The following is a 22,176-nucleotide window of genomic DNA, read 5'->3' as shown; positions in this document are numbered from 1 at the left end:
AGATACCTCTTTCTGCTCTTCGGTGACGAACGGTTCAGACGGCGGCGACAGCGGCGGCCCGGACCAGGGTCCGGGCGAACGTCCGGATGTCCCCGGCCAGTTCGACGGGCTTCTCCAGCGCCGCGAAGTGACCGCCCTGCTCGAATTCCGTCCAGTGGGTGAGGGTGGGGATGTCACGGTCGGCGAAGCGGCGGATCGGTACGAAGATGTCGTCGGGAAAGACCGCCACTCCCACCGGAACGGTGAGCGGCGGCGGCACGGCCCCGCCCGCCGCCGCGCGTACCGCCTCGGCCCCCTCGTAGTAGTACTGGGCGGACGAACCGGCCGTCGCCGTCAGCCAGTAGACCGACACGATGGTCAGCAGACGGTCGCGGTCGACGGCCTCCTCCGGCAGCCGTTCGGCCCCGGTCCAGTCCAGGAACTTCTCCGCGATCCAGGCCAGCTGGCCCACGGGGGAGTCCGTCAGCGCGTACGCCAGCGTCTGCGGACGGGTCTGCTGGACCTTCATGTAGCCCGACAGCTCGGCGTCGAAGCGGGAGAGCTTGCCCAGCCGGGCCAGGTCCCGCTCGGCCAGGCCCTCGAACTCCGCCGGGTCGCCGGAGGGGAACGTCATCAGCATGTTCACATGCACCCCGAGCACATGCTCGGGATCGGTGCGGCCGAGCTCCAGCGAGATCACCGCCCCCGCGTCACCGCCCTGGGCGATGTAGCGGTCGTACCCGAGCCGGGCCATCAGCTCCGCCCAGGCCCGCGCGATCCGGGCGGTGTCCCAGCCCTTCTCCGGCAGCGGGGTGGAGAACCCGTACCCCGGTATGGACGGGATGACGAGATGGAAGGCGTCCGCCGGGTCACCGCCGTGCGCACGCGGGTCGGACAGCGGGCCGATCACATCCAGGAACTCGACGACGGAACCGGGCCAGCCATGGGTCAGGAGCAGCGGGGTCGCGTCCGGCTCGGGCGAGCGGACATGCAGAAAGTGCACCGGGGCGCCGTCGATCTCCTCGACGAACTGCGGATACCGGTTCAGCTCGGCCTCGGCGGCGCGCCAGTCGAAGGAGGTGCGCCAGTACTCCGCGAGCTCCTTCAGATACTCCAGCGGCACCCCGCGGTCCCAGCCGACGCCGGGCAGCTCGTCCGGCCAGCGGGTGGACCCGAGGCGGGCACGCAGGTCGTCGATCTGGTCCTGCGGGATGTCGATACGGAAGGGACGCATAGAGCACTCCGTGATGTCCGGGCCGGAAGGGTCGTCGAAGGAGGATGGAGGGCTCACTGACAACCGGATCGGACCCGGCTGAACCTGGCGCGCCCGGCTGTATCGTGCGCCGCCGCCGAATCCCCCCGCATCTCGCGAATTGCTCCATGAGCCGTCCGCGTAACCGCAGTTCAGAAGATGCGAGCGGCCTCCGCCGGCTGGCAGCATCACCGTCCGGGTGACCGGCCCGGCGCGCTCGGCCGTGTCCCGCGCGGCGCAGGCCCTGCCGCACCGATCCCGAGAGGACGCGTAGATGAACTTCCCCACCGCTCACGCCGCCGCCGGTCTGGTCGACGCCTTCGCCGACGCGGCCCCGGAGGCCCGCGAGGCAAAGTTCCGCGCTCTGGTGGACGGCCTCTGGCACGAGGGCGGACTCTCGCCCGCCGCGCTCACGGCGGTGCCGTCGCTGGTGGCCGCACTCGAACGGGAGGGCCACGACGGCCGCGGCCATCTGGCGATCCTGCTCGGACTGCTCGCCGAGGCCGAGTACCCGGCGCCAGGCCCGGTCACCGAGGAGGTCCGCACCCACCTCGGCAGCTATCTGGACCTGGTGCGCACGGACGGCATCGGTACGCCGCTCACCCTCGCCCTGCTCTATCTCCTCGCGCACTTCCCGGCCGACCGGGACACGGTCCTCGCCGCCACACTGGACCTCGGCCTGGAGCCCGAGGACCTGTCCCGGCTGGACCGCGCCCTGAGCGAACTGGACCCCGAGCGGCCCGACCTCGGCCGGGTGTGGCCCTCCCCGTCGGCCTGGACCCTCAACGAGGACGAGCGGGCCTTCGACGCGAGCTGGATCAAGGCACTGAGCAGCGAACAGATCCTCGCGGCCTGGGAGAACGACACCCGTACGGTCCTCGGCTGCATCGGCGCCCGCGCCTACTGGGCGGTCCTCAACGGCGACCCGCAGGACGCCCCCGCGGCCACCGTCCCGGACCGGGCCCACGCCAGCGCCCCGGCCGCCGACACCTCCCTCTTCGCGCCGCACACCGCCGCGCTGCGCTGCCCGGACTGCCACGGCACCCTGGAGCCCGGCGAGGACTTCCTGAACTGCACCGGCTGCGCGGCCCGTTACCCCGCCGCGAACGGCATCCTCGACCTGACCGCGCCCGCCGCGGGTGACGGCGCCGTCGACGACTTCCTGGAGAAGCTCTCCCAGGTGCCGAGCATGGGGCTGTTCTACGAGGCGGTGGCCCGGCCCTCCTTCCTGCGGGTCTCCGGATCCAACTGGGGCGGCCAGGTGACACCGGCCGACGAGGACCGCTACATCGCCACACACGTACGGCCGGTCGACGGCCCCGTGGTCGACCTCGCCGCCGGAGCCGGACGCTGGACCGCCGTCGTCGCCGAGACCGTGGGCGCCGCCCGGCTGGTCGCCGTCGACAGCTCGCTGCCCATGCTCAACGTGCTGCGCGGCCGGCTTCCGGACGTCCCCTCGGTCCTGGCCGGAGCCTGCGACCTGCCCTTCGCGGACGCGTCGGTCGGCGCGGTCGTCTGCTGGAACGCCCTCCAGGCCTTCTACCACGAGGCCGAGGCGGCGATCACCGAGGTCGGCCGGATCCTCCGGCCCGGCGGCACCTTCACGGTGCTGACGTTCCGCCGCTCCGAGGACCCGGTCTACCGCTACTTCCAGTCGGCCCACCGCTTCCCCCAGCACGACGGAGGACTCCAGCTGTTCGACCCCGAGGACCTCCGGCGCTGGTTCGCCGCCGCGGGCCTGAGCGTGCGCGAGGAGAGCGGACCGGGCACGTTCGTCTTCCTGACCGCCGTCCGCGACGACCGTACGGAGACCCGTTCATGAGCGCGGCCGAGGTGCGGGACGACGCACTCGCCGAACCCGGCACCCCCCGGTACGAGGAGGCCGCCCGGGTCTTCAACCTGGCCGCCCCCGCCCGCCCGGCCGCGGCCGTCACCGCGTGCGGACCGGCCGAGGTGCGGGCCGCGGTCCTCGCGGCCACCCGCCGGGGGCTGTCCGTCCGGGTGCACACCTCCGGGCACGCCTCCGGGGCCGTACGCCCGGTCGACGGCTCCGCGCTGATCCGCACCGCCCCGTCCGGCAAGGTCGAGATCGACACGGCCCGGCGGACCGCCAGGATTCCGGCGGGCGCGCGCTGGGGCGATGTCGTCGAGGCTGCGGCACCGCACGGGCTCGCGGCGGCACACGGCTCCGCGGCCGACGTCGGCGTGGTCGGCTATCTGCTCGGCGGGGGAGTCAGCTTCTACGGCCGCCGCAGCGGGCTGGCCGCGAACACGGTGCGGGCGGTCGAACTCGTCACCGCCGACGGCGAGAGCGTCCGCGCCGACGCCGCCACCGAACCCGAACTGTTCTGGGCACTGCGCGGAGGCGGCGGCGGCTTCGGTGTCGTCACCGCCGTGGAGGTCTCCCTCTTCCCGGTGGCACAGGTCGTCACCGGCGCGACGTACTGGCCGGCCGCCGACGCCGCACCGCTCCTGGCCGCCTGGCGCGCCTGGACGAAGGACGCGCCGCGCGAGGCGACCACCTCCCTGCGCCTGATGAACCTGCCCCCGGTCCCCGGTGTCCCGCCGCAGCTCGCCGCCGGACCCGTGCTCTGCGTGGACGGGGCCGTCCTCGCCCCGACGGAACAGGACGTCCCGGCGGCCCAGCGGCACGCGGACGAACTCCTCGGCGCACTGCGGGAGATCGCGCCCGCCCTGCTCGACACCTGGGCGCTCACCGGCCCGGCCGGGGTGCTCGACGCGCACATGGATCCGGCCGACCCGGTCCCCTTCATCGGTGACCACCTCCTGCTGCGGGAGTTCGGCGACGAAGGGGCCGAGGCGTTCCTGGGCGCCGTGGGAGCGGGCTCCGGCTCGCCGCTGGCCGTCGCCACGCTCCGGCAGCTCGGCGGCGCCTTCGCCGAGGAGGACCCGGCGGGCGGCGTCCTGAACCACGTGGACGCGGCGTACGCCTACATGGGATCGGGCCCCCCGTTCGGCCCGGTGACCGTGGAGGCCCTGGAGCGGCACTGCGCGACGGTGCGCGCGGCCCTGGCTCCCTGGGACACCGGCCGTACGGTGCCCTCGCTCGTGGAGGGGTTCACCCGGCCGCAGCGCCACCTCACCGATGACCGGGCGGCGGACGTCGCCCGGATCCGCCGCCGGTACGACCCGCGCGGCGTGTTCGCGGACGACGTCTCCGCCGGAGCGGCATCGCTCTGACACCCGCGCGCGTGTGGGCCCCCGGGACAGGTCCGGGGGCCCACACACGCGTGCCCGGGACACCGGCCCCGTGCACGGCCGATGGCCCCCGCCGCGGGACGGGGGCCATCGGCCGATGGTTCAGGGGCGGTACGGGGCCGTCACACCTTCAGCGACGTGTCCGTCGTGCCCGGTGCGTCCGTCGTACCGGCGGGGTCCGCCGGAGCGTCGGCGGACGCCGCGGTCTCCTCCGCGGACTCCTCGGAGGCTTCCGCCCCTTCCGGCGGGCCCTCGGCACCGACCGGCGGCACATCGCGAAGCAGGAGGACGAAGAACACGCCGGCGATCCCGATCAGGATGGCGCTGACCGCGGCGACGGTGTGCAGGCCCCCGGTGAACGCGACCCGGGCGGCGTCCATCAGCATGTTGCCCACCTGCTCGGGCAGGCTGTCCGCGGCGGCGGACGCCCCGGCGACACTGTCCCGGGCGGCCTCCGCGGCACCGGAGGGCACTGCCCCCGGCACGGAGTCGGCGATGTCGGACCGGTAGATGGCCAGGCCCAGGGTGCCCAGGGTCGCCACGCCCAGCGCCGCCCCGAACTCGTTGCTCATCTGGGACAGGGCGCCGGCCGAACCGGCCTTCTCCGGCGGAACGGTCCCGACCACCATGTTGGTCCCCAGCGCCACGATCGGAGCGCCGCAGAAGGAGAACACGGCGAAGCCCACGATCAGAACGGCCGTGCCCGACTCCGGGTTGAGCTGGGAGAAGGTCAGCAGTACGGCGACCACACCGGCGATGCCCGCGCCGATGACGTACGCGGGGCGCACCTTGCGGGCGATGATCGGGCACACCATGAAGGAGACGGTGGCCGCGGCCATGCCGGGCAGCAGCCCGAGACCCGCCTCGAACGGCGACATCCGCTGCGCCGACTGGAAGTACTGGGTCATGAACAGCATGATCGTGCCGCCGATGAGGCTGTAGGCGAGCAGGGCCAGCAGCGCGGCGGTGAAGCGGCCGTGCGCGAACAGGCCCACGTCCAGCAGCGGGCTCGACAGACGGCGCTGGCGCTGCACGAACAGCACACCCAGCACCAGGCCGACGACCAGGACGACGACGGGCAGGGCCTCCCAGCCGTTGCGGGCGAGTTCCTTGATGCCGTAGATGACCGGGATGGTGGCGCCGACGTTCAGCAGGACGCTCGGGAGGTCGATTCCGCCCGCCTCGCCGCTCTTGAACTCCGGCAGGACGCGCGGCCCCACGATCAGCAGCAGGACCATCACCGGCACACCGATGAGGAAGAGGGAACCCCACCAGAAGTACTCCAGCATGACGCCGCCGAGCAGCGGGCCGATGATGGCGCCCAGGGTGAAGCAGCTGGCCCAGAGGCTGATCGCGACCGTCCGCTGCTTGGCGTCCTGGAACATCGTGGTGATGAGGGAGAGGGTGGACGGCGTCAGGCTCGCACCCGCGATGCCGAGCAGGACACGGGCGGCGATCAGCATGCCGGGACTGGTGGCGAACGCGGCGGCCAGCGAGGCCGCGCCGAAGGCCGCGGCGCCGATCAGCAGCAGCTTGCGACGGCCGATGCGGTCACCCAGCGTTCCCATCGTGACGAGGAATCCGGCGACCATGAAGCCGTAGATGTCCATGATCCACAGCTGCTGGGTGGAATCGGCGCCGAGATCCGCGCTCAGATGCGGCAGCGCCAGAAGGAGAACGAACACGTCGAGGGCCACAAGAAGGGTGGGGAGGGCGAGGATACCCAGCCCGATCCACTCCTTCCGCCCTGCCTTGGGAGCACTGCCTGCAGTCATGCCTACTACTTTCCGTCGTCATGAAGGGATGGTGGAAGGAGCCTGGTGCCCCGCTCGGATACGGGCAGGCTTTCGCTGACCGGCACCGTCTGTGTCGTCGGACTTACCCCACAGGGTCCTCCGCGCCGTGACCCGGCGCATCTCACGGCGTGCTGTTCCCGGGCGACTTGACCAAGTCCGCTTGCGGATACCGGAACACGAGGGATGTGATGACTCCCGAAGCCCCCATACGACAGGAGGCAGGGACATGGTGAAACGGCTTTTCACCTCGGAATCCATCACCGAGGGTCACCCCGGCGCCGCCTGTGCCGGGAACCGCACGGCACGGGCGATGACGACGTGAGGTACTACCACCTGACCGGATTCTCGGGCGTGGACGCGTTGCGGCTGGACGAGCGCCGGGTGCCTGTGCCGGGGCCGCGCGAGGTCCTTGTCCGGATGAGGGCCTGGTCGTTGAACCACCGGGACCTCATGATCGCCGATGGCCGGTACGGGCGGGGGATGAAGCCGGACGTGGTGCCGCTCTCCGACGGCGCGGGGGAGGTGGTGGACGCCGGTTCCGAAGTGACGCGCTGGAAGCCCGGGGACCGGGTCACCAGCGTCTTTCTGCCCCGGTGGATCTCCGGCCCGGCCGACGCGGCCAGGACGGCCGGTGCGCTGGGCGGTCCGGTCGACGGCGTGCTCGCCGAGTACGTGGCGTTCGACCAGGACGCGCTGGTCGCCACGCCGTCGCACCTGGAGGACGCCGAGGCGTGCACCCTTCCCTGTGCCGCCGTCACGGCGTGGCACGCCCTGGTGGTGTACGGCGGAATCGTCCCCGGTCAGTCCGTCCTGACCCTGGGCAGCGGCGGAGTCTCCGTCTTCGCGCTGCAGTTCGCCGTGCTGGCCGGTGCCGAGGTGACGGTCACCTCCAGCAGCGACGCCAAACTGGAGCGGCTGCTGGCGATGGGCGCGGTGGCCGGTGTCAACTACTCCCGGACACCGGAGTGGGGCAAGCACATCCAGCGGATGACGAACGGCGGCGTCGACCACGTCGTGGAGGTCGGCGGCCCGGGCACGCTGCCGCAGTCGGTCAGGGCCGTGCGGGCGGGCGGGCGGGTGAGCGTGATCGGTGTACTGAGCCAGGGGCCCGGCATCGATCCCGTACAGCTGCTGCGCAGGGCGGTGACGGTCCAGGGGATGCAGGTGGGGAGCAGAGAGACGTTCGAGGCGATGAACCGTGCGGTCGAGCTGCACCGGATCCGTCCTGTCATCGATCATGCGTTTGCGTTCTCCGATGCCGGGGCGGCCTACCGGCGTCTTGAGTCCGGTGGCCACTTCGGCAAGGTGGTCATCGCGGCCGACTGACGGCCGCGGGCTTTGGCGGCCCGCCGGGAGCCCGACGGGTGACCTCCGGTCGGAGGTCACCCGTCAGGTTCTCCGGGGCGCCGGGCCGGGCGCCGCCCGGTCGGCGGTCCGTCAGGCGGACTGCGCCAGCAGCTCGGTCAGCCGGTCGAAGCTGCTGTTCAGGCCGGCCACGGCCTCCGGGGTGCGGAACTGCGCGGAGACGTTGGTCTGGTGGACGACCAGTTCGGTCCGGCCGTCGACGTCCGAGAAGGTCATGGTCGAGACCAGGCCCGTGGCGTTCACGGTGAAGGCGATCTTCTCCGGCTCGACGACATCGAGGTAGGTGGCGCTCATCGGGTACTCGGTGCCATCGGCGTCGGCCACCATGACCGTCTCGAAGGCGCCGCCCGGACGGGCGTCGATCGTGATCCTGTCCACCGGGAGCGAGGTGCCGACCGGGCTCCAGAAGCGGGACAGCTGCTCGGGCTCGATGAACGCCTTGAAGACCTGCTCCCGGGGCGCGTTGAACACGCGGGTGACGGTGAGTTCTCCGAGGTCTGTGCCGGCCGTGCTCGGAAGTGTCATGTTTCTGTCTCTTTCTGCTTTCGTTGGGTTTCCTGCAGATGCTGGTCGAGGCGGTCGAACCTCGACTGCCAGACCTGTGCCTGGCTCTCGATCCATTCCGCGGCGGCGTCCAGCGGTGCCACCTCAAGTCGGCAGGGCCGCCACTGCGCGTCGCGGCCCCGCGTGATCAGTCCGGCCCGCTCAAGGACCTTGAGATGCTTGGAGACCGCCTGAAGACTGATCGTGAATGGTTCGGCCAGCTCATTGACCGTTGCTTCCCCAGCGGCGAGGCGGACCAGGATCGCCCGGCGGGTCGGATCCGCCAGGGCGGAGAAGGTGTTGCTGAGCTCGTCACCCGTCATCTCATATTCAACCTACCAATTGATCAACCAGATGGTTTATGATGCCTCTCGAGGCGGTGTGCGTCAAGGACGAAAACCTCCGGTGGGACCGGCACATGACCGCCTGTTCCCCTGATGGGGCGGCCGTCCTCCGCGCTCACTCGATCAGCGGAACCGTGCGCGTCGGGGTCACTCATGGCCCCTGACGCCTGATTCCCGCACCGTGAGGGCGCCGGAAGCACCGGTCCCCGTCGGGGATCCCGTAGCAAGACCCTTCAGGACGTTGTGTCCTGGCAGTTCCCGGACAGCCAGGAAAGTCAAAACCGAGAGGACCATGCGATGTCTGCAACCAACGTGGAAAACCTGGAAGTTCCGGGCGCAACACTGCACTACGAGGTCAGTGGGCAGGGCCCCGTTCTCCTCCTCATCTGTGGCGGACCGACCGACGCCGCGATCTACGGAGGACTCGCCGCGGCTCTCGCCGAGAACTACACCGTCGTGCGGTACGACCCGCGGGGAAACTCGCGGAGCAACCTCACCGGCACGCCCACGGACCAGGAGATCGAGGTCTACAGCGACGACGCCCACCGCCTGCTGGCGGCCCTCGGGGACACCCCCGCGTTCGTCGTCGGAAGCAGCGGCGGCGCACTGGTCGGGCTGGACCTCGCCGCCCGCCACCCCGAGCAGGTGCAGACCCTGATCGCGCACGAGCCGCCGGCGATGGAACTGCTCACCGACAGCCAGCGGTGGCGTGACCACTTCCAGGACGTGCACGACACCTACCGCAAGGACGGCGTCGGCCCGGCCATGGGCAAGTTCATCGCCGGTGTGGAGGAGCCCGACGGCCCGCAGGCGGGCGCACCGGCACCCCAGGCGGCCCCCCCGGGCGCGGAGATGGGCCCGCCGGACCCGGAGATGATGGAGATGATGGGGCGGATGGCGGCGAACGCCGAGTTCTTCCTCGGCCACGTCATGGTGCCGTTCAGCCGCTTCGTTCCGGACGCCGACGCGCTGAAGGCCGCGTCGACGAGGGTCGTCCTCGCCGCCGGAGAAGCGAGCAAGGGCACGCCGATCCACCAGGCGGGCGTGATCCTGGCCGACCGTGTCGGATCGGAGATCGTGGACTTCCCCGGCGACCACCAGGGCTTCCTGACGCACAGCCCGCAGTTCGCCGAGCAGGTGCACAAGGTGCTCACCGCGGGTCAGTGATCCCGTTCGGGGCCGTGGTGCCCCCGTCCGGGCCGCGCACCGTACGTCTGCGCGCGGTCCGGACGGGGCGACGTGAGGGGACCTCTTCCGCCGCTGCGGAGGAAGGGCCGCTCCCCGCCGAAGCCGCGGCCCTGTGCGGCGACACGCCCGGCCGGCAGGAGCCATCGCACGCTGGAAGATGCGGCACGGCAGGCCTCGACGCGACGATTCGATCAATGGCTGGCAAACATGATCGAGTCGGTGCGCCGGGGCGCACCGTGGCCGAGGGGGACGTGTTGGCGGGCAAGGACGAGGCGAGCACCAGGCTCTGGGCCATGGCTCACCTGGCGACCCCGATGGCGATACGTGTCGCGGCAACCCTGCGGGTCGCGGACCACATCGCGGAGAGCCCGAGAACGGCGGCGGAACTGGCCGCACTCGCAGGCGCCGACGCCGGCGCACTCGACCGGGTGCTGAGACACCTCGCCACCAGGGGAGTGCTGGACCGCGACCGGTCCGGCCGCTACGCGCTGACCGCTGTCGGCGAACCGCTCCGCTCGGGTCACCCGGCGGGCCTGCACGCCATGCTGGACATCGAAGGGGCGGTCGGCCGCGCCGAACTCTCCTTCGTCCAGCTGCTGCACAGCGTCCGCACCGGAGAGGCCGCCTTCCCCGTACAGTTCGGCCGCTCGTTCTGGCAGGACCTGGCCGAGGACCCCGCGCGCGGCGCGTCCTTCGACGCCCGGATGGGCGCCGACCTGGCCGCGGCCCGCGGTGACGACATCGTCTCCGGCTACGACTGGGGGTCGCTCGGGCGCGTGGTCGACGTCGGCGGCGGCAACGGTTCGCTGCTGATCGCCCTGCTGAACGGACACCGTGCTCTGCACGGCACGGTCCTCGACCTGCCCGACACCGCGGAGGTGGCGCGCGGGGCACTCGCGGCCGCGGGTCTCGCCGACCGCGGTGACGCCGTACCCGGCAGCTTCTTCGACCCACTGCCGCCGGGCGCCGACGGCTACCTCCTCTCATCGGTCATCCACGACTGGGGCGACCGGGAGGCACGGGCGATCCTGCGCCGCTGCGCCGAGGCCGCGGGCGCCGGAGGGAAGGTCTTCATCGTGGAGCGCATCGGCGCCGACGGTGAGTCACCGGGCACCGGAATGGATCTGCGGATGCTCGCCTACTACGGCGGCAGGGAACGCGGGGCCGCCGAACTCACCGCCCTCGCGGCGGACGCCGGGCTCACTCAGCTCGCGGTGCACCCGGCCGGCATTCTGTCGATCATCGAACTGGCCACGCCCTGAGGTAGCGGCGGCACGCACCCCGATGCCGCGCCCGTCGCACGATCCGGGGTGCGGTCTTGGTGTGGGTCGGCCCTCATGTCCACGCTGAGGAGATACCGATGACCGAGTACGTGATGTCCATGCGGCCGCGTGAGGCGCTGGCGGCGCTCGTGAGCCCGGAAGGGCGCCGCGACCCCTATGTCTTCTACGACGCCATCCGGGAACACGGGAACCTGGTGCGGATCAAACCGGGCCTGATGGCCGCCGTCGGGTACGACGAGTGCTCGCGCGCGCTGCGGGAGCCCCGGCTGCTGGTCCAGGACGCCAAGAGCCACGACCTGCTCTATCCCGACTGGCGCTCGCACTCCTCGCTGCGCCGCTTCACCGACTCCGTGCTCTACAGCAACCCGCCGGACCACTCCCGGATGCGACGCGTGATGAGCCGCGCGTTCACCCCGCGGCGGGTGGCCGAGCTCGAACCCGCGATCGTCCGGATGGCCGGCCGGCTGCTGGACCGCATGGCGGACCTCGGATCGGACGGCACACCGGTGGAGTTCATGGCCGAGTTCGCCTACCGGCTCCCGGTCGCGGTGATCGGAGAGATGCTCGGAGTCGCCGACGACGACCGGATCTGGTTCCGCGCCGCGGTGGAGGACGTGACCGTCGCCCTGGAGGGCATCAGCCGGGTCTCCCGGCTCGACGCCGCGAACCGGGCGATGGACGAGCTCGCCTCCTACTTCGCCGAGCTGGTCGACCAGAGGCGCCGCCACCCCGCGGACGACCTGGTCAGTGCCCTGGTCACCTCCGCGGACACCGATGGGGAGCGGTTCAGCCACGACGAGCTCGTCGGCAACCTGGTACTGCTGCTGGCCGCAGGATTCGACACGACCACCCATCTGCTCGGCCAGGGCCTCCAGCTGGCCTTCGAGAACCCGGACCAGGCCGCCGGGCTGCGTACACAGCCCGCTCTCGCCTCCGGATACGTCGAGGAGACGCTGCGGTTCGCGGCCCCGGTGCACGCCACCAGCCGCTTCGCCGAATCGGACATGGACGTGCTGGGCACCTTCGTGCCCGAAGGAACCAAGGTGCTCGTTCTGCTGGCCGCCGGCAACCGGGACCCGCTGCGCTACCCATCGCCGCACCGCTTCGTCCCGGACCGGCCGGACAACCAGCCCCTGAGCTTCGGCGCCGGCGCCCACTTCTGCCTGGGGGCACCGCTCGCCCGGGTGGAGGCGCGGATCGCGCTTCCCATGCTGCTCCGCCGTTTCCCGCGCCTCGCGCCCGCGGGCCCCGCGACGTACCGCGACCGGCTGATCGTCCCGGGCCACGAGCGGCTTCCGGTAGCGGTCGGTTAGAGGCGGTCCCGCGACCTCTGGCGGATCAGCGTGCGGCCCCGGCCCGGTCCGCCGTGTCGTCGTACCTCCGAAGTGCCACCGGACCGGGTGCCTTCCCGCCCGGCACCCAGGTGCCGGGCGGGCGAGTCAGACCGACGCCCGCTTGGGCTCGTTCTCCTCGACCGCGGGCCGGCTCCCACCGGTGTCCGCCGCGCTACGGGTGTCCCTCCGCTTCTTGATGACCCGCTCGCCCCAGTTCAGCAGCGGACGCTCGAAGAAGTAGTAACTCACCGTGGCGATCACGAGCGTGCCCGCCACCACGACGGCCAGCATCTCCCAGAATCCGACCTTCCCGACCAGGAAGGCGGCGGGCACCGGCGGGGCGCCGAAGATGCTCCCGCTCTGGAACCAGAGGTACATCACCACGAAGTGCCAGAGGTAGATGCCGTAGGAGATGCGCCCGAGGAAGCGTGTCGGGCGATTCGTCAGCACCTTGTCCATCAACGGCGAGCTGGCGTCGGGCGCGACCAGCGGGACCATCAGCAGGAAGGCGAACGCCAGGAACGATATGTGCTGGAGCATGGCGAACTGCGGTGTTCCGTAGTCCCAGGTGCCCCATTTGCCCAGAGGGGAGGTGCAGTTGACGAGGTAGGCCGCGAGCGCCCCGACCCAGAACAGGTTCGGCCTCCTGATGGCCAGGCGGTAGAGCGCGGGCATCTCGCCCGGCGACTGCTCCGCCCGGACCGAGAGTATGGCCAGTCCCATGCCTATCCCGAAGAGGCCCAGACGGCTGAACGGCCACCAGTACTCGGGCGGCCAGGGGCCCATGGACTCCATGTGCATGTATCCGGTGAACAGGAACCCGACCACTATCATGACGGCGAGGGGGATCATCATCCGGCGTATCTTCTGCGCCGGGTCGACGACCCGGCCCGCGAGCCAGTGCATCAGCCAGGCGAGCAGGGGCAGCACGAGGTAGAACTGAGCCTCGGTCGGAATGGTCCACGTCGGGTCCATACCCGCGTACCAGACGTAGTCGTAGTCCTGCATCAGCAGGATCGGACGCAGCACGTACCAGATCGAGTTGATGCTCGAGTAGTTGAGGAGCAGCAGACAGACCGCTGTCAGCAGCCAGTAGGCGGGCATGAGCCGCAGCCCGCGGCGGAGGAAGAACTCGCCCAGCACGGGCTTCCGGGCCCCGCCGAGAGTGGCACGGGCGAAAGGCTTGTAGAGCAGCATGCCGGACAGGATGAAGAAGGGCCCCAGACCCACTTCCGCGCCGACCGACAGGATGGACCAGATCCCCTTCTGGGGCGGTCCGGATTCGGAGCCGAGAACCACACCTGTGCTGAATGCGACGTGGGTGATGACCACGACCATCGCACAGAGTCCGCGAACCCCATCGAGGCTTCCGATGCGTTTCTTGTCGTGGGGTCTCACAGTGGACCCGGTCCCGAGTGCCGTCATGGCGGATACCTCCAGTTTCAATGGGCCGCATCAGCTTGCTTTCAAGACATTCGTGGCGCATCTCTTGGGTTGCGGTATTCGACGGAAGCCCTGACTCCGGGAACTTTTCCTGCAGGGTGGCGTCTCTCCGGGCACTTCCGCCGCACGAAGAACACCCGGTACTGGGGGATTACGGAACAGCCCTCGGTACCGCCCGGCCGGCGGTATCGGCGGCGGTATCGGCGGGACGGCACGGAAGACTCGTGAACCCCCGCCGAGGTGTCGGCGGGGGTTCACAACGGGTCCGGCGCGAGGGAACTGAAGGCGCGAGGGGATGAAGGCGCGGGGGAACTGAAGGCGCGAGGGAACTACGGAACCGGGAAGCTAAGGGCGTCGGCCCGGCCCGTGCTGTGGAACACCGAGGTCCGGGTCCGTCCGTCACCGAGGTCGGCGAAGACCAGGCTGGAGACGATGCCCGACATGGAGTCCCGGTAGGAGAGCAGTTCGGGTTCGACCACCGCGAGAAAGACGCATGTCATCGCGTACTCGTCATCGTCCGCGTCCCTGACGGCGGTGCCTTCGAACCGCCCGCCGGCCCACGGCTCGATCGTGATACTGGAGGGTGACACCGTCGTACCTGCCGGGCCCCAAAAATTGACGAACTGTTCCGGCTCGACAAAGGCTCTGAAAACCAGTTCTCGCGGGGCGTTGAAAACTCTTGTGGCAGTGAGCTCACCGAGAGCGGAACCTCGTGGGCTCCTGTCGAGGGCGGCCACGTACTCGTCGGTGGTGGCGGAATTCGCCACGTGATCTCCCTGAATTCTTCTGGGGATGGCTTTCGCGCCCAGTTTTTCAGAGGCCACGGGAGCACGCATCTTCGAGGTTGCGCAGTCGTGGTGGTGCGCATTCCTCGGCCCCGGCACGTCGCGGGGCGACATGCCGGGGCCGTGGAGTGGGAAGCCGCGCGGGTTACAGGAAGTTGATCGGCTGGCTGCCGCCGTCACCCGTGGCGCTGAGTACGACGATCTGGGTCTGGGTGGCCTTGGCGTCCACGGTGCCCCAGACGGTGCCGTCGGAGCCCACGACCGCCTGGAAGGAGGTGTGGACGGTGATCGAGCTGTTGATCTTGCCCTGCGCGTCGGCGGTGACGTTCACCGAAGTGGTCTTGTCGCAGCCGAACTTGCCGGGCTCCACCAACGCGCACTGACCGACCTGGAACTGCGTGTTCGGCGTCAGACCCGTGGCCGCGACCGAGATCTGCTGACCGTCGGACAGGCCCGTCGACTGCGACACCGTGACCGCGGCGGCCGCGGCCATGGCGCCGGGCTGGACGGCGAGTGCCAGTCCGGCGGCGACCGCGGCGGTGGCACCGATGCGAGCGATGAGGCCGAGCTTGTTCTTTGCAGTCATGTTCTCTGACTCCCTGTCGTGTGCGTCGTGTGCGTCGTGTGCGTCGTGTGCGTCGTGTGTGTCGTGTGTGTCGTGTGTAGGGGCGGGCTGGTCCGACCTGTGAATGAATCTAGTAATCATGAAAGGCATCGGCATCTTCCAGGTTGCTTCATGAAACTCAGCAGTTGGCAGGGGTGCTGACGGTCCCGCACGGGAGACGACCGATCCGTGGCGATGACGGTGGCGGTGCCGTTCGCGCCCCCGGAGCCCGTGTCCTGCCCCGCTGCCGGGGCGGGAGGAGACGCCGGCGGGACGCCCCTGGGACCGGTTACCGGGCCACGCCCGGATCTGCGCACGACAGGAGTTGGCCCCCCATCGAGCGGCTGCCGACGATGAACAGATCCATCCGTGAGACAGCCACCAGCAAAGGACACACCCGGTGCCGCACATAGCGATCAGCAATGGCCTTCCCGGCATCAGAGGCCTGATGGCCGAACGCCCCGACACCGCCGCCCCGCTCAACGCGCTCGCCGACGTCCTCCTGCGCGGACCGTCACCGCTGAGCCGCGGGGAACGCGAACTGATCGCCTCGTACGTCTCGGAACTCAACGAGACCCGTTTCTGCGCCGACACGCACGGCGCCGCCGCCGCGGCGCAACTGGCGGGCGGAGCGGACCTGGTCAAGGCGGTCCGGCACCACGTCGGGACCGCACCGCTGTCCCCGCTGCTGCGGGCCTTGCTGCGGATCGCCGCGGAGGTCCAGGACGCGGCCCGGCCCGTCTCGGACCGAGCCGTGGCCGCGGCACGCGCCGAGGGAGCCACGGACGCGCATCTGCACGACACCGTCCTGATCGCCTCGGCGTTCTGCATGTACAACCGCTACGTCAGTGGCCTCGCGACCGAGCTGCCGGGCGAACCCGGTTACTACGAGGAGTCGGGCCGGCGGATCACCGCCCACGGCTACGCCCCCATCATCTGAGAGGCGGGACCACATGCCCGGGCAGCCACGCAAGCCGCTCTCCCCGAAGCGCGCCCATCGCCGAGCGGTCACCGCGACCGTCGTCGGCAACTTCGTCGAATCCTTCGACTGGCTGGGATACGGGCTCTTCGCCCATCTCTTCGCAGCCCGCTTCTTCCCCTCCTCGAACCCTGTCACGTCCCTGATCGGCGCGTTCGCCGTACTCGGCATCGGCGTACTGGTCCGGCCGCTGGGCGGCATCCTGCTGGGCCGCCTCGCCGACCGGCGCGGGCGGCGCCCCGCCCTGATGCTCGCCATCAGCCTGATGACCGCGGGTTCCGTACTGATCGGCATCACCCCCACCTACGACCAGATCGGCCTGCTCGCCCCGCTGGTCCTGATCCTGGCCCGTATCGCCCAGGGCATCTCCTCGGGCGGCGAGTGGCCGGCGGCCGCCGCGTACCTCATGGAGGTGGCGCCCCAGCGCCGTAAGTCCCTCTACGGCAGCCTCTTCTCCCTCACCACCGTCGCGGGCGCGTTCACCGCGTCCCTCCTCGGTGGCGGGTTGACGGCGCTGCTCGGCCCCGATGCCATGGCCTCGTGGGGCTGGCGCGTCCCGTTCCTCGTCGGCGGACTCTTCGGCGCGGTACTGATGATCATGCGTCGCCAACTCGCCGAGACCGAGGTCTTCCGGCGCGAGGCCAGCGAGCGTCCTGCCCGTGGGTCCCTGCGCAAGGTTCTCGTCACCTACCGCCGTCAGGTCCTCAGGTCCGTGCTGTTCATCGCGGGCATGGCCGCGGTGGGCGGCGTATGGACCTCCGTGGTGCCGGCCATGGGGCAGAAGCTGGGTGCCCCGGGACTGATGTTCTGGGTCGTCGTCTGCGCCACGGCGGTCCTCATGGTGGTCAACGTTCCGATCGGCCTGCTCGCCGACAAGGTGGGCCCCCGGCGCTTCCTCCTGGGGGCGAGCGTCGCTTTCGCCGCCGCCGGTTCCTACACCTACCTGACCATCGAGGGCACTTTCACCAGCCTGCTGCTCACCTACCTCAGCGGCACGGTCTACCTGACCTGCGTCACGACGACGCTCCCCGGCATCCTCTCCGAGCTCTACCCCACGGAGAACCGTGCACTGGGGCTGGGCCTGCCCAACGCCGTCACCTCGGCCGTCCTCGGCGGCATCGCACCGGCACTGGCCACCTATCTGGCGGAACGCGATGCGTCGGGCTGGACCATGGCCTGGGTGATGGCCATGGTCCTGCTCGCCTGGCCGGCGGCCTTCATGCGCTCGCCCGCCCCCGCACCCGCCGCCCCGTCTCCCGGATTCAGCCTGGTGGGATGAGACCCTGCCCGCATGAGCGATGAGTTTCCGGCCCGGACGAGGTCTACTCCCCGAACGACTGTCAGGCTCCCCGCGCAGGGGACCAGGACCTGACCACCGGACAAGCAACAGAGCCACGGGCGCGGGAGATAAGAATGTCGTTTCAGGCGTATCTGGACACGATCGAGGACAAGACCGGACTGACTCCGCGAGAGTTCATCGCGCTCGCGCACGAGCGCGGCTACGACGACCCCGCCACCAAGGCCGGAACGATCCTGGAGTGGCTCATGACGGACCACAACCTGGGCCGCGGGCACGGAATGGCGCTGGTGCACGTCTTCAAGAAGGGCGCGACGATCGACGCGAAGCACGTCGGATCGTCCGGCTCGCACCGCGACGAGTCCGACACCCTCTGGCTGGACGGGAAGAGGACCCGCCCCTGATCTCCGGACACCCGGTACATCCGTCACCGACGGCAGGCTGTTCACCCGACCTCGTAGCGGGCGAACGGCCTGCCGTCGGTTCCGGAGCCGCTGGACCGATGAGTTCCCCGGTGAATCGCTGTCACCTCTGGGTCAGGGGTACGACGCCCCTCCCGAGCGAAGCGGAGCACACCGTATGTCAGCAACGCACGAGCAGGTGGCCACCGTGAGGTCGACGGTCGTCTCGCACGACGGCACGACCATCGCGTTCGAGCGGTCGGGCCGTGGGCCTGCCGTGATCCTGGTGTCCTCGGCCCTGGCCGACCGCTCCGACACCAGGAAACTCGCCGGCCTTCTCGCCCCGCACTTCACCGTCGTCAACTACGACCGCCGAGGCCGGGGCGCCAGCAGCGACGGCGCCGACTACGCGGTGCGGCGCGAGATCGACGACATGGCGGCCCTGATCGAGCACCTGGGCGGCTCCGCCTCGGTGTTCGGCAGCTCCTCCGGCGCGGTGCTCGCCCTGCGCGCCGCCGCGGCGGGACTGAACATCGAGCGGCTCGCGCTCTACGAGCCGCCCTTCGCCGTCGTCCCCGGCGACTTCGGACCGCCGGAGGGCTTCGCCCGGCACATCGACGGTCTGCTCGCCGAGGACCGGCGCGGCGAAGCGGTCAAGGCCTTCATGACCAAGGCCCAGGGCATGCCCGGGTTCATGGTCGCGACGATGCGGCTGATGCCCAAAGTGTGGTCGAACCTCACGGCGATGGCCCACACCCTGCCGTACGACATCGCGGTCATGGGCGACACCCAGCAGGGCAGGCCGCTGCGCGCCGAGGAATGGTCGTCCGTGGCCGCGCCGACCCTCGTGATCACCGGCTCCAAGAGCCCCGACGGCTTCCGGAGCGCGGCGCGGGCGATCGTCGAGGTGCTGCCCGACGCCGGTCATCGCACGCTCCAGGGCCTCAGCCACGGAGCGGTGGTCATGGCGCCCGGAAAGCTCGCGCCGGGGCTCGTGGAGTTCCTCCGGGGCTGAGCCCGCCCCGGATCACCGCCTCCGCCGCCGTCACCGCAGCTCCCGGACGCGGTGACGGTCTGGAGCCCGACTCCGGATCGGCATACGGTGGTTGCCCCGCCGCCCGTACGAAGGAGTGCACGCATGCCGGTTTCCCTCGGTCTCGGTCTTCCCCAGATGAAGCGGTACGACCTCGGTCGCGATGTCGCCGACGTGGCACGGGCGGCGGAGGAGACCGGGTACGACAGTCTGTGGGTCTTCGAGCGTGTGCTGTTCCCCGAGAACACGGCCCAGGGCCTGTACGGCGTTCCGGGGATGCCCTGGCCCGATCGGTACCGCGGCATCGCCGACCCGCTGATCACGCTCACCCTGGCCGCCGCCGCCACGGACCGGGCCCTGCTCGGGACCAGCGTCCTGGTCGCCCCGCTGCACATTCCGTTCCAACTGGCCCGCTCGCTGGCCTCCCTCGACGCCGCCAGCGGGGGCCGGGTGGTCGCGGGCTTCGGCACCGGCTGGTCGCTCGACGAATACGCCGCTGCCGCCGTGGCCCCTTTCGAGAAGCGCGGTGCCGTCCTGGACGAACTGCTCGACGTGTGCGCCGCGGTCTGGGGTCCGGACCCGGTCGCGTACGAGGGCGAGCTGACGACCATCACCCCCTCCGAGGTCGGCCCCAAGCCGGTCCGGCCGATCCCGGTGTACCTCGCCGCGGGCGGCCCGCGCGCCATCCGTCGCCTGGTGGAACGGGCGGACGGCTGGATGCCCGTCGCCATGGGCGCCCGGCAACTGGCCGAGCAGTGGCAGCGGATCCAGGACCTCGCCGCCGAACACGGCCGCGACCGCCCCCTCCGGGCACGCGTCCGCGCCAACGTGATCTACAGCGCCAAGCCGGTCGAGGACCGGGACCGCGCGGCCTTCCACGGGAACGTCGCGCAGATCGTGGACGACCTGGCGGTCCACGCGGCCACCGGCGTACCGGAGTTCCTGCTCGACCTCCAGGCCACGGCACGCGACGCCGCCGAGCTGACGGACCTGGCCGCCGAGGTGTACGGGACGGCTCGCGCCGCGGGGATCTGACGTGGCGGAATCCCTCGTCCGGCACTCCAGGATCACCGATGCGAACAACTGAGGACACCGCGCACATGGCTGACCCCGTGAAACGCCCTGCCGGTCACGTTCCGTCGGAGGTCACGGGGGAGGCTCACCATGCCTGACGAGCACGAGAACCCGGCCGAACTCGTACGCGCGCGCTACGCCCTGTACGTGGAGTCGCTCCGGGCCCGGATGCCGCAGGAACAGTTCGCCCTGCTCATGGAGATCGTCCGCCTGTGGGTACGGGGCGGAGGGGGTACCGCGCGGCTGGAGCTGGACGGCCCGGAGCGGGAACTGTTCACCCCGGAGGTCCAGCAGGAATTCCTGAACCTCATGGGTCTGATCGGCGCGATGCAGCCGGGTCACGAGGACCGCGCCGACCATGTCGTCGCCCGGCTCGGCGACGGCGAGCACACCAGGGGCGCCATGTCCCTCGTCCCGCCGGACGTCGCCGCCGACCCGGAGAAGCTGCGCGCCATGAGGGACCGGATAGACGCCGAGCAGGGGCAGCGGACGCGGGACCAGCGGACGGTGGAGGAGATCGCCCGTGCGAGCGGCATGAGCACCTCGGACACGCCGGATCTCTCGGACGCGCCGGATCCCTCGGACACCTCGGGACCCACGCAGGCTGAGGACAGCTGACCGAGGACGGCTGACCGGGCGGTGGCTGGGCCGGGGCGCTAGGCGTCCTCAGCCATGACGCCGATCTCTGCGGACGCTGGTGCCGGACCCCTTTGCCTCAGTGGTGCCACCATGGCGCTGATCGACGCCATCGCATCTCATCTCCCGCCAGGGGTGATCCTGGTGTGCGCATATGCCTGAGCGAAAACCGCAGGTCAAAAGGGTGTGCGCCAAGGCGGCGTCAGCGTGGCTCGCAATGGCGCTATCAATGTGCCATGATGGCGTAATGGGCCTCACGCCCCAGCCGATACCTTCCGGCGCCCGCCCCACCGTCACCGGCGGGACCACCCACACGAGCCAAGAGGACGGAACAGCCATGCCTGCTTTCGAGACCCCGGAACCCCTCACCGCGACCGTCGAGTTGGACTTCGGCACCGCCCGTATCACTGCGGGCAAGCGCACCGACACGGTCGTGGAGGTGCTGCCGAGCAACGGTTCGGACGACGACGACGTACATGCCGTGCGGCAGACCCGGGTGAGCTGCACGGACGGCCGCCTCAGCGTCAGGACACCCAAGAAGCGGTCTCCGTTCGGCAAGGCGGGATCCATCGAGGTGAGCATCGAACTGCCCGCCGGATCCGATCTCCGGGGAAGCACGGGCCTGGGCGGCTTCCACTGCGAGGGCCGCTTCGGGGAGGTCGTGCTCACGTCCTCGCTCGGTGACCTCAAGGTCGACGAGGCGGCCGGTGCCGACCTCAGGACCGACCACGGCGGCATCCGCCTGACCCGCTCGACCGGTGACATCGAGGTCGTCGGCTCGGGCCGCATCGAGCTCGGCAGCGTCGTCGGCGCGGCGACCGTCAAGAACCTCAACGGCGCGACCGAGGTCGGCGAGGTCACCGGTGGTCTGACGGTCGGCGCGGCCAACGGCGACATCTCCATCGGCATCGTGCACGGCAGCGTGGGCGCCACCTGTGCGAACGGCCGGATCGAGGTCGGGCTCGCACACTCCGGAGTCGAAGCGACGTCCTCCAACGGCGGCATTCGCGTCGGTGAGGTCATCCGTGGCCGAGTCGATCTGCGTACCTCCGTCGGCGACCTCGACGTCGGCATCCACGGGGGCACCGCCGCCCGGCTCGACCTGAACCCGAAGTACGGCACCGTACGCAATTCGCTCGACCCCGCCGCCGGCCCCGCGGGCTCCGGCGAGCCGGTCCAGGTCCGTGCCCGGACCACGGTCGGCGACATCATCATCCGCCGCGCCTGACTCCGCCTGCCCCAACTCCCCTTCCTCGAAAGGAAAACGGCATGACTGCCACTCAGGCATCCACTCCGATCGCCGGCACCACCAACGCTCCGGCTCCGGCGATCACGGTCACCGGTCTTCGTAAGTCGTACGGTGACAAGGTTGTGCTGGACGGTGTGGATCTGTGTGTTCCGGCGGGGTCGGTGTTCGCGTTGCTCGGGCCGAACGGTGCGGGGAAGACGACGGTGGTGAGGATCCTGTCGACGCTCATCGCGGCGGACGGTGGTGAGGTGCGGGTGGGTGGTCATGATCCGGTGGCCGAGCCGCAGGCGGTGCGGGCGGCGATCGGGGTCACGGGGCAGTTCTCCGCGGTCGACGGGCTGATCACGGGTGCGGAGAACATGCTTCTCATGG

Annotated in this window: 21 protein-coding genes; 14 read left to right on the top strand and 7 right to left on the bottom strand. The window is 70.5% G+C overall.

The genetic code is table 11. From position 1 onward, the window contains the following. Window positions 1–34: 34 nt before the first annotated feature. Window positions 35–1,213 carry an epoxide hydrolase family protein gene (locus ABT170_RS34880; RefSeq protein ID WP_329941278.1) on the bottom strand — a complete coding sequence of 393 codons (1,179 nt, stop codon included), beginning with the start codon at window positions 1,211–1,213 and terminating at the stop codon, window positions 35–37. A gap of 292 nt (window positions 1,214–1,505) precedes the next feature. Here ABT170_RS34880 and ABT170_RS34875 point away from each other — a divergent pair, with 292 nt between their 5' ends. Together ABT170_RS34875 and ABT170_RS34870 are read left to right on the top strand one after the other, a co-directional pair. Beyond that, window positions 1,506–3,053 (top strand): methyltransferase domain-containing protein, encoded by a 1,548-nt coding sequence (locus ABT170_RS34875; RefSeq protein WP_329941279.1) that lies wholly within the window; start codon window positions 1,506–1,508, stop codon window positions 3,051–3,053. Beyond that, window positions 3,050–4,432 (top strand): FAD-binding protein, encoded by a 1,383-nt coding sequence (locus ABT170_RS34870; RefSeq protein ID WP_351874237.1) that lies wholly within the window; start codon window positions 3,050–3,052, stop codon window positions 4,430–4,432. The genes ABT170_RS34875 and ABT170_RS34870 overlap by 4 nt, the downstream gene beginning before the upstream one ends. Before the next feature lie 140 nt (window positions 4,433–4,572). On the opposite strand, the gene ABT170_RS34865 is transcribed toward ABT170_RS34870, so the two are convergent. Next, window positions 4,573–6,225, bottom strand: a complete 1,653-nt coding sequence (locus ABT170_RS34865; RefSeq protein WP_351874234.1) for an MFS transporter — start codon at window positions 6,223–6,225, stop codon at window positions 4,573–4,575. A 339-nt stretch (window positions 6,226–6,564) separates the two neighbouring features. Here ABT170_RS34865 and ABT170_RS34860 point away from each other — a divergent pair, with 339 nt between their 5' ends. Continuing rightward, window positions 6,565–7,572, top strand: a complete 1,008-nt coding sequence (locus tag ABT170_RS34860; RefSeq protein ID WP_266932882.1) for a zinc-dependent alcohol dehydrogenase family protein — start codon at window positions 6,565–6,567, stop codon at window positions 7,570–7,572. A gap of 111 nt (window positions 7,573–7,683) precedes the next feature. On the opposite strand, the gene ABT170_RS34855 is transcribed toward ABT170_RS34860, so the two are convergent. Together ABT170_RS34855 and ABT170_RS34850 are read right to left on the bottom strand one after the other, a co-directional pair. Continuing rightward, window positions 7,684–8,136, bottom strand: coding sequence for an SRPBCC family protein (locus ABT170_RS34855; protein WP_266932884.1), 453 nt, complete (start codon window positions 8,134–8,136; stop codon window positions 7,684–7,686). Further along, window positions 8,133–8,477, bottom strand: coding sequence for an ArsR/SmtB family transcription factor (locus ABT170_RS34850; RefSeq protein ID WP_266932886.1), 345 nt, complete (start codon window positions 8,475–8,477; stop codon window positions 8,133–8,135). Before ABT170_RS34850 ends, ABT170_RS34855 begins: the two co-directional genes overlap by 4 nt. A 318-nt stretch (window positions 8,478–8,795) precedes the next feature. Between ABT170_RS34850 and ABT170_RS34845 the strand changes: the two genes are divergently transcribed. From ABT170_RS34845 to ABT170_RS34835, 3 genes are all read left to right on the top strand, one after another. Beyond that, on the top strand, window positions 8,796–9,665 hold the full coding sequence (locus ABT170_RS34845; RefSeq protein ID WP_329941282.1) for an alpha/beta fold hydrolase: 870 nt from the start codon (window positions 8,796–8,798) through the stop codon (window positions 9,663–9,665). Window positions 9,666–9,880: 215 nt separating this feature from the next. After that, a complete protein-coding gene (locus tag ABT170_RS34840; protein ID WP_443034234.1) occupies window positions 9,881–10,948 on the top strand; it encodes a methyltransferase in 1,068 nt (355 codons plus the stop codon). A gap of 98 nt (window positions 10,949–11,046) precedes the next feature. After that, window positions 11,047–12,282, top strand: coding sequence for a cytochrome P450 (locus ABT170_RS34835; RefSeq protein ID WP_329941283.1), 1,236 nt, complete (start codon window positions 11,047–11,049; stop codon window positions 12,280–12,282). 126 nt (window positions 12,283–12,408) lie between these two features. Here ABT170_RS34835 and ABT170_RS34830 read toward each other — a convergent pair whose 3' ends face one another. The 3 genes from ABT170_RS34830 to ABT170_RS34820 all read right to left on the bottom strand — a co-directional run bounded on the left by ABT170_RS34830 (window position 12,409) and on the right by ABT170_RS34820 (window position 15,117). Continuing rightward, window positions 12,409–13,728 (bottom strand): acyltransferase family protein, encoded by a 1,320-nt coding sequence (locus tag ABT170_RS34830; RefSeq protein WP_351874228.1) that lies wholly within the window; start codon window positions 13,726–13,728, stop codon window positions 12,409–12,411. Between the two features lie 347 nt (window positions 13,729–14,075). After that, window positions 14,076–14,582: an SRPBCC family protein gene (locus ABT170_RS34825; RefSeq protein WP_351874322.1), complete on the bottom strand. Its 507-nt coding sequence runs from the start codon at window positions 14,580–14,582 to the stop codon at window positions 14,076–14,078. 94 nt (window positions 14,583–14,676) lie between these two features. Further along, window positions 14,677–15,117 (bottom strand): enediyne antibiotic chromoprotein, encoded by a 441-nt coding sequence (locus tag ABT170_RS34820; protein ID WP_266932892.1) that lies wholly within the window; start codon window positions 15,115–15,117, stop codon window positions 14,677–14,679. A 418-nt stretch (window positions 15,118–15,535) separates the two neighbouring features. Between ABT170_RS34820 and ABT170_RS34815 the strand changes: the two genes are divergently transcribed. The 8 genes from ABT170_RS34815 to ABT170_RS34780 form a co-directional block, all read left to right on the top strand. Continuing rightward, entirely contained in the window at window positions 15,536–16,075 is a 540-nt protein-coding gene (locus ABT170_RS34815) for a carboxymuconolactone decarboxylase family protein (RefSeq protein ID WP_329941286.1), read from the top strand. A 13-nt stretch (window positions 16,076–16,088) separates the two neighbouring features. Beyond that, window positions 16,089–17,393 (top strand): MFS transporter, encoded by a 1,305-nt coding sequence (locus ABT170_RS34810; RefSeq protein WP_329941287.1) that lies wholly within the window; start codon window positions 16,089–16,091, stop codon window positions 17,391–17,393. Window positions 17,394–17,527: 134 nt separating this feature from the next. Continuing rightward, window positions 17,528–17,815, top strand: a complete 288-nt coding sequence (locus tag ABT170_RS34805; RefSeq protein WP_351874223.1) for a DUF4287 domain-containing protein — start codon at window positions 17,528–17,530, stop codon at window positions 17,813–17,815. Window positions 17,816–17,990: 175 nt separating this feature from the next. Next, the gene (locus tag ABT170_RS34800) at window positions 17,991–18,827 is read left to right on the top strand and encodes an alpha/beta fold hydrolase (RefSeq protein ID WP_351874220.1); all 837 of its coding nucleotides are present in this window, start codon (window positions 17,991–17,993) and stop codon (window positions 18,825–18,827) included. Window positions 18,828–18,950: 123 nt separating this feature from the next. Then, window positions 18,951–19,880: an LLM class F420-dependent oxidoreductase gene (locus ABT170_RS34795; protein ID WP_351874217.1), complete on the top strand. Its 930-nt coding sequence runs from the start codon at window positions 18,951–18,953 to the stop codon at window positions 19,878–19,880. Between the two features lie 129 nt (window positions 19,881–20,009). Next, window positions 20,010–20,537: a hypothetical protein gene (locus tag ABT170_RS34790; protein ID WP_351874214.1), complete on the top strand. Its 528-nt coding sequence runs from the start codon at window positions 20,010–20,012 to the stop codon at window positions 20,535–20,537. Between the two features lie 355 nt (window positions 20,538–20,892). After that, on the top strand, window positions 20,893–21,783 hold the full coding sequence (locus tag ABT170_RS34785; protein WP_329941292.1) for a DUF4097 family beta strand repeat-containing protein: 891 nt from the start codon (window positions 20,893–20,895) through the stop codon (window positions 21,781–21,783). A gap of 41 nt (window positions 21,784–21,824) precedes the next feature. Next, window positions 21,825–22,176, top strand: a 352-nt coding sequence (locus ABT170_RS34780; protein ID WP_351874210.1) for an ATP-binding cassette domain-containing protein, incomplete at its 3' end; no start/stop codon positions are given.

It is taken from the genome of Streptomyces sp. NPDC001787 (assembly GCF_040297465.1).
In the GTDB taxonomy this organism is placed as follows: Bacteria; Actinomycetota; Actinomycetes; order Streptomycetales; family Streptomycetaceae; genus Streptomyces.
The sequence above is the reverse complement of the archived record's forward strand: the minus strand, read 5'-3'. Positions and strand labels throughout refer to the sequence as shown.

Coding starts and splice junctions, on each gene's coding strand:
- ABT170_RS34805 (WP_351874223.1), top strand. CDS start 17,528: ATGTCGTTTCAGGCGTATCTGGACACGATCGAGGACAAGACCGGACTG.
- ABT170_RS34800 (WP_351874220.1), top strand. CDS start 17,991: ATGTCAGCAACGCACGAGCAGGTGGCCACCGTGAGGTCGACGGTCGTC.
- ABT170_RS34825 (WP_351874322.1), bottom strand. CDS start 14,582: ATGCGTGCTCCCGTGGCCTCTGAAAAACTGGGCGCGAAAGCCATCCCC.
- ABT170_RS34795 (WP_351874217.1), top strand. CDS start 18,951: ATGCCGGTTTCCCTCGGTCTCGGTCTTCCCCAGATGAAGCGGTACGAC.
- ABT170_RS34845 (WP_329941282.1), top strand. CDS start 8,796: ATGTCTGCAACCAACGTGGAAAACCTGGAAGTTCCGGGCGCAACACTG.
- ABT170_RS34790 (WP_351874214.1), top strand. CDS start 20,010: ATGCCTGACGAGCACGAGAACCCGGCCGAACTCGTACGCGCGCGCTAC.
- ABT170_RS34850 (WP_266932886.1), bottom strand. CDS start 8,477: ATGACGGGTGACGAGCTCAGCAACACCTTCTCCGCCCTGGCGGATCCG.
- ABT170_RS34830 (WP_351874228.1), bottom strand. CDS start 13,728: ATGACGGCACTCGGGACCGGGTCCACTGTGAGACCCCACGACAAGAAA.
- ABT170_RS34785 (WP_329941292.1), top strand. CDS start 20,893: ATGCCTGCTTTCGAGACCCCGGAACCCCTCACCGCGACCGTCGAGTTG.
- ABT170_RS34810 (WP_329941287.1), top strand. CDS start 16,089: ATGCCCGGGCAGCCACGCAAGCCGCTCTCCCCGAAGCGCGCCCATCGC.
- ABT170_RS34870 (WP_351874237.1), top strand. CDS start 3,050: ATGAGCGCGGCCGAGGTGCGGGACGACGCACTCGCCGAACCCGGCACC.
- ABT170_RS34855 (WP_266932884.1), bottom strand. CDS start 8,136: ATGACACTTCCGAGCACGGCCGGCACAGACCTCGGAGAACTCACCGTC.
- ABT170_RS34865 (WP_351874234.1), bottom strand. CDS start 6,225: ATGACTGCAGGCAGTGCTCCCAAGGCAGGGCGGAAGGAGTGGATCGGG.
- ABT170_RS34875 (WP_329941279.1), top strand. CDS start 1,506: ATGAACTTCCCCACCGCTCACGCCGCCGCCGGTCTGGTCGACGCCTTC.
- ABT170_RS34840 (WP_443034234.1), top strand. CDS start 9,881: ATGGCTGGCAAACATGATCGAGTCGGTGCGCCGGGGCGCACCGTGGCC.
- ABT170_RS34820 (WP_266932892.1), bottom strand. CDS start 15,117: ATGACTGCAAAGAACAAGCTCGGCCTCATCGCTCGCATCGGTGCCACC.
- ABT170_RS34835 (WP_329941283.1), top strand. CDS start 11,047: ATGACCGAGTACGTGATGTCCATGCGGCCGCGTGAGGCGCTGGCGGCG.
- ABT170_RS34880 (WP_329941278.1), bottom strand. CDS start 1,213: ATGCGTCCCTTCCGTATCGACATCCCGCAGGACCAGATCGACGACCTG.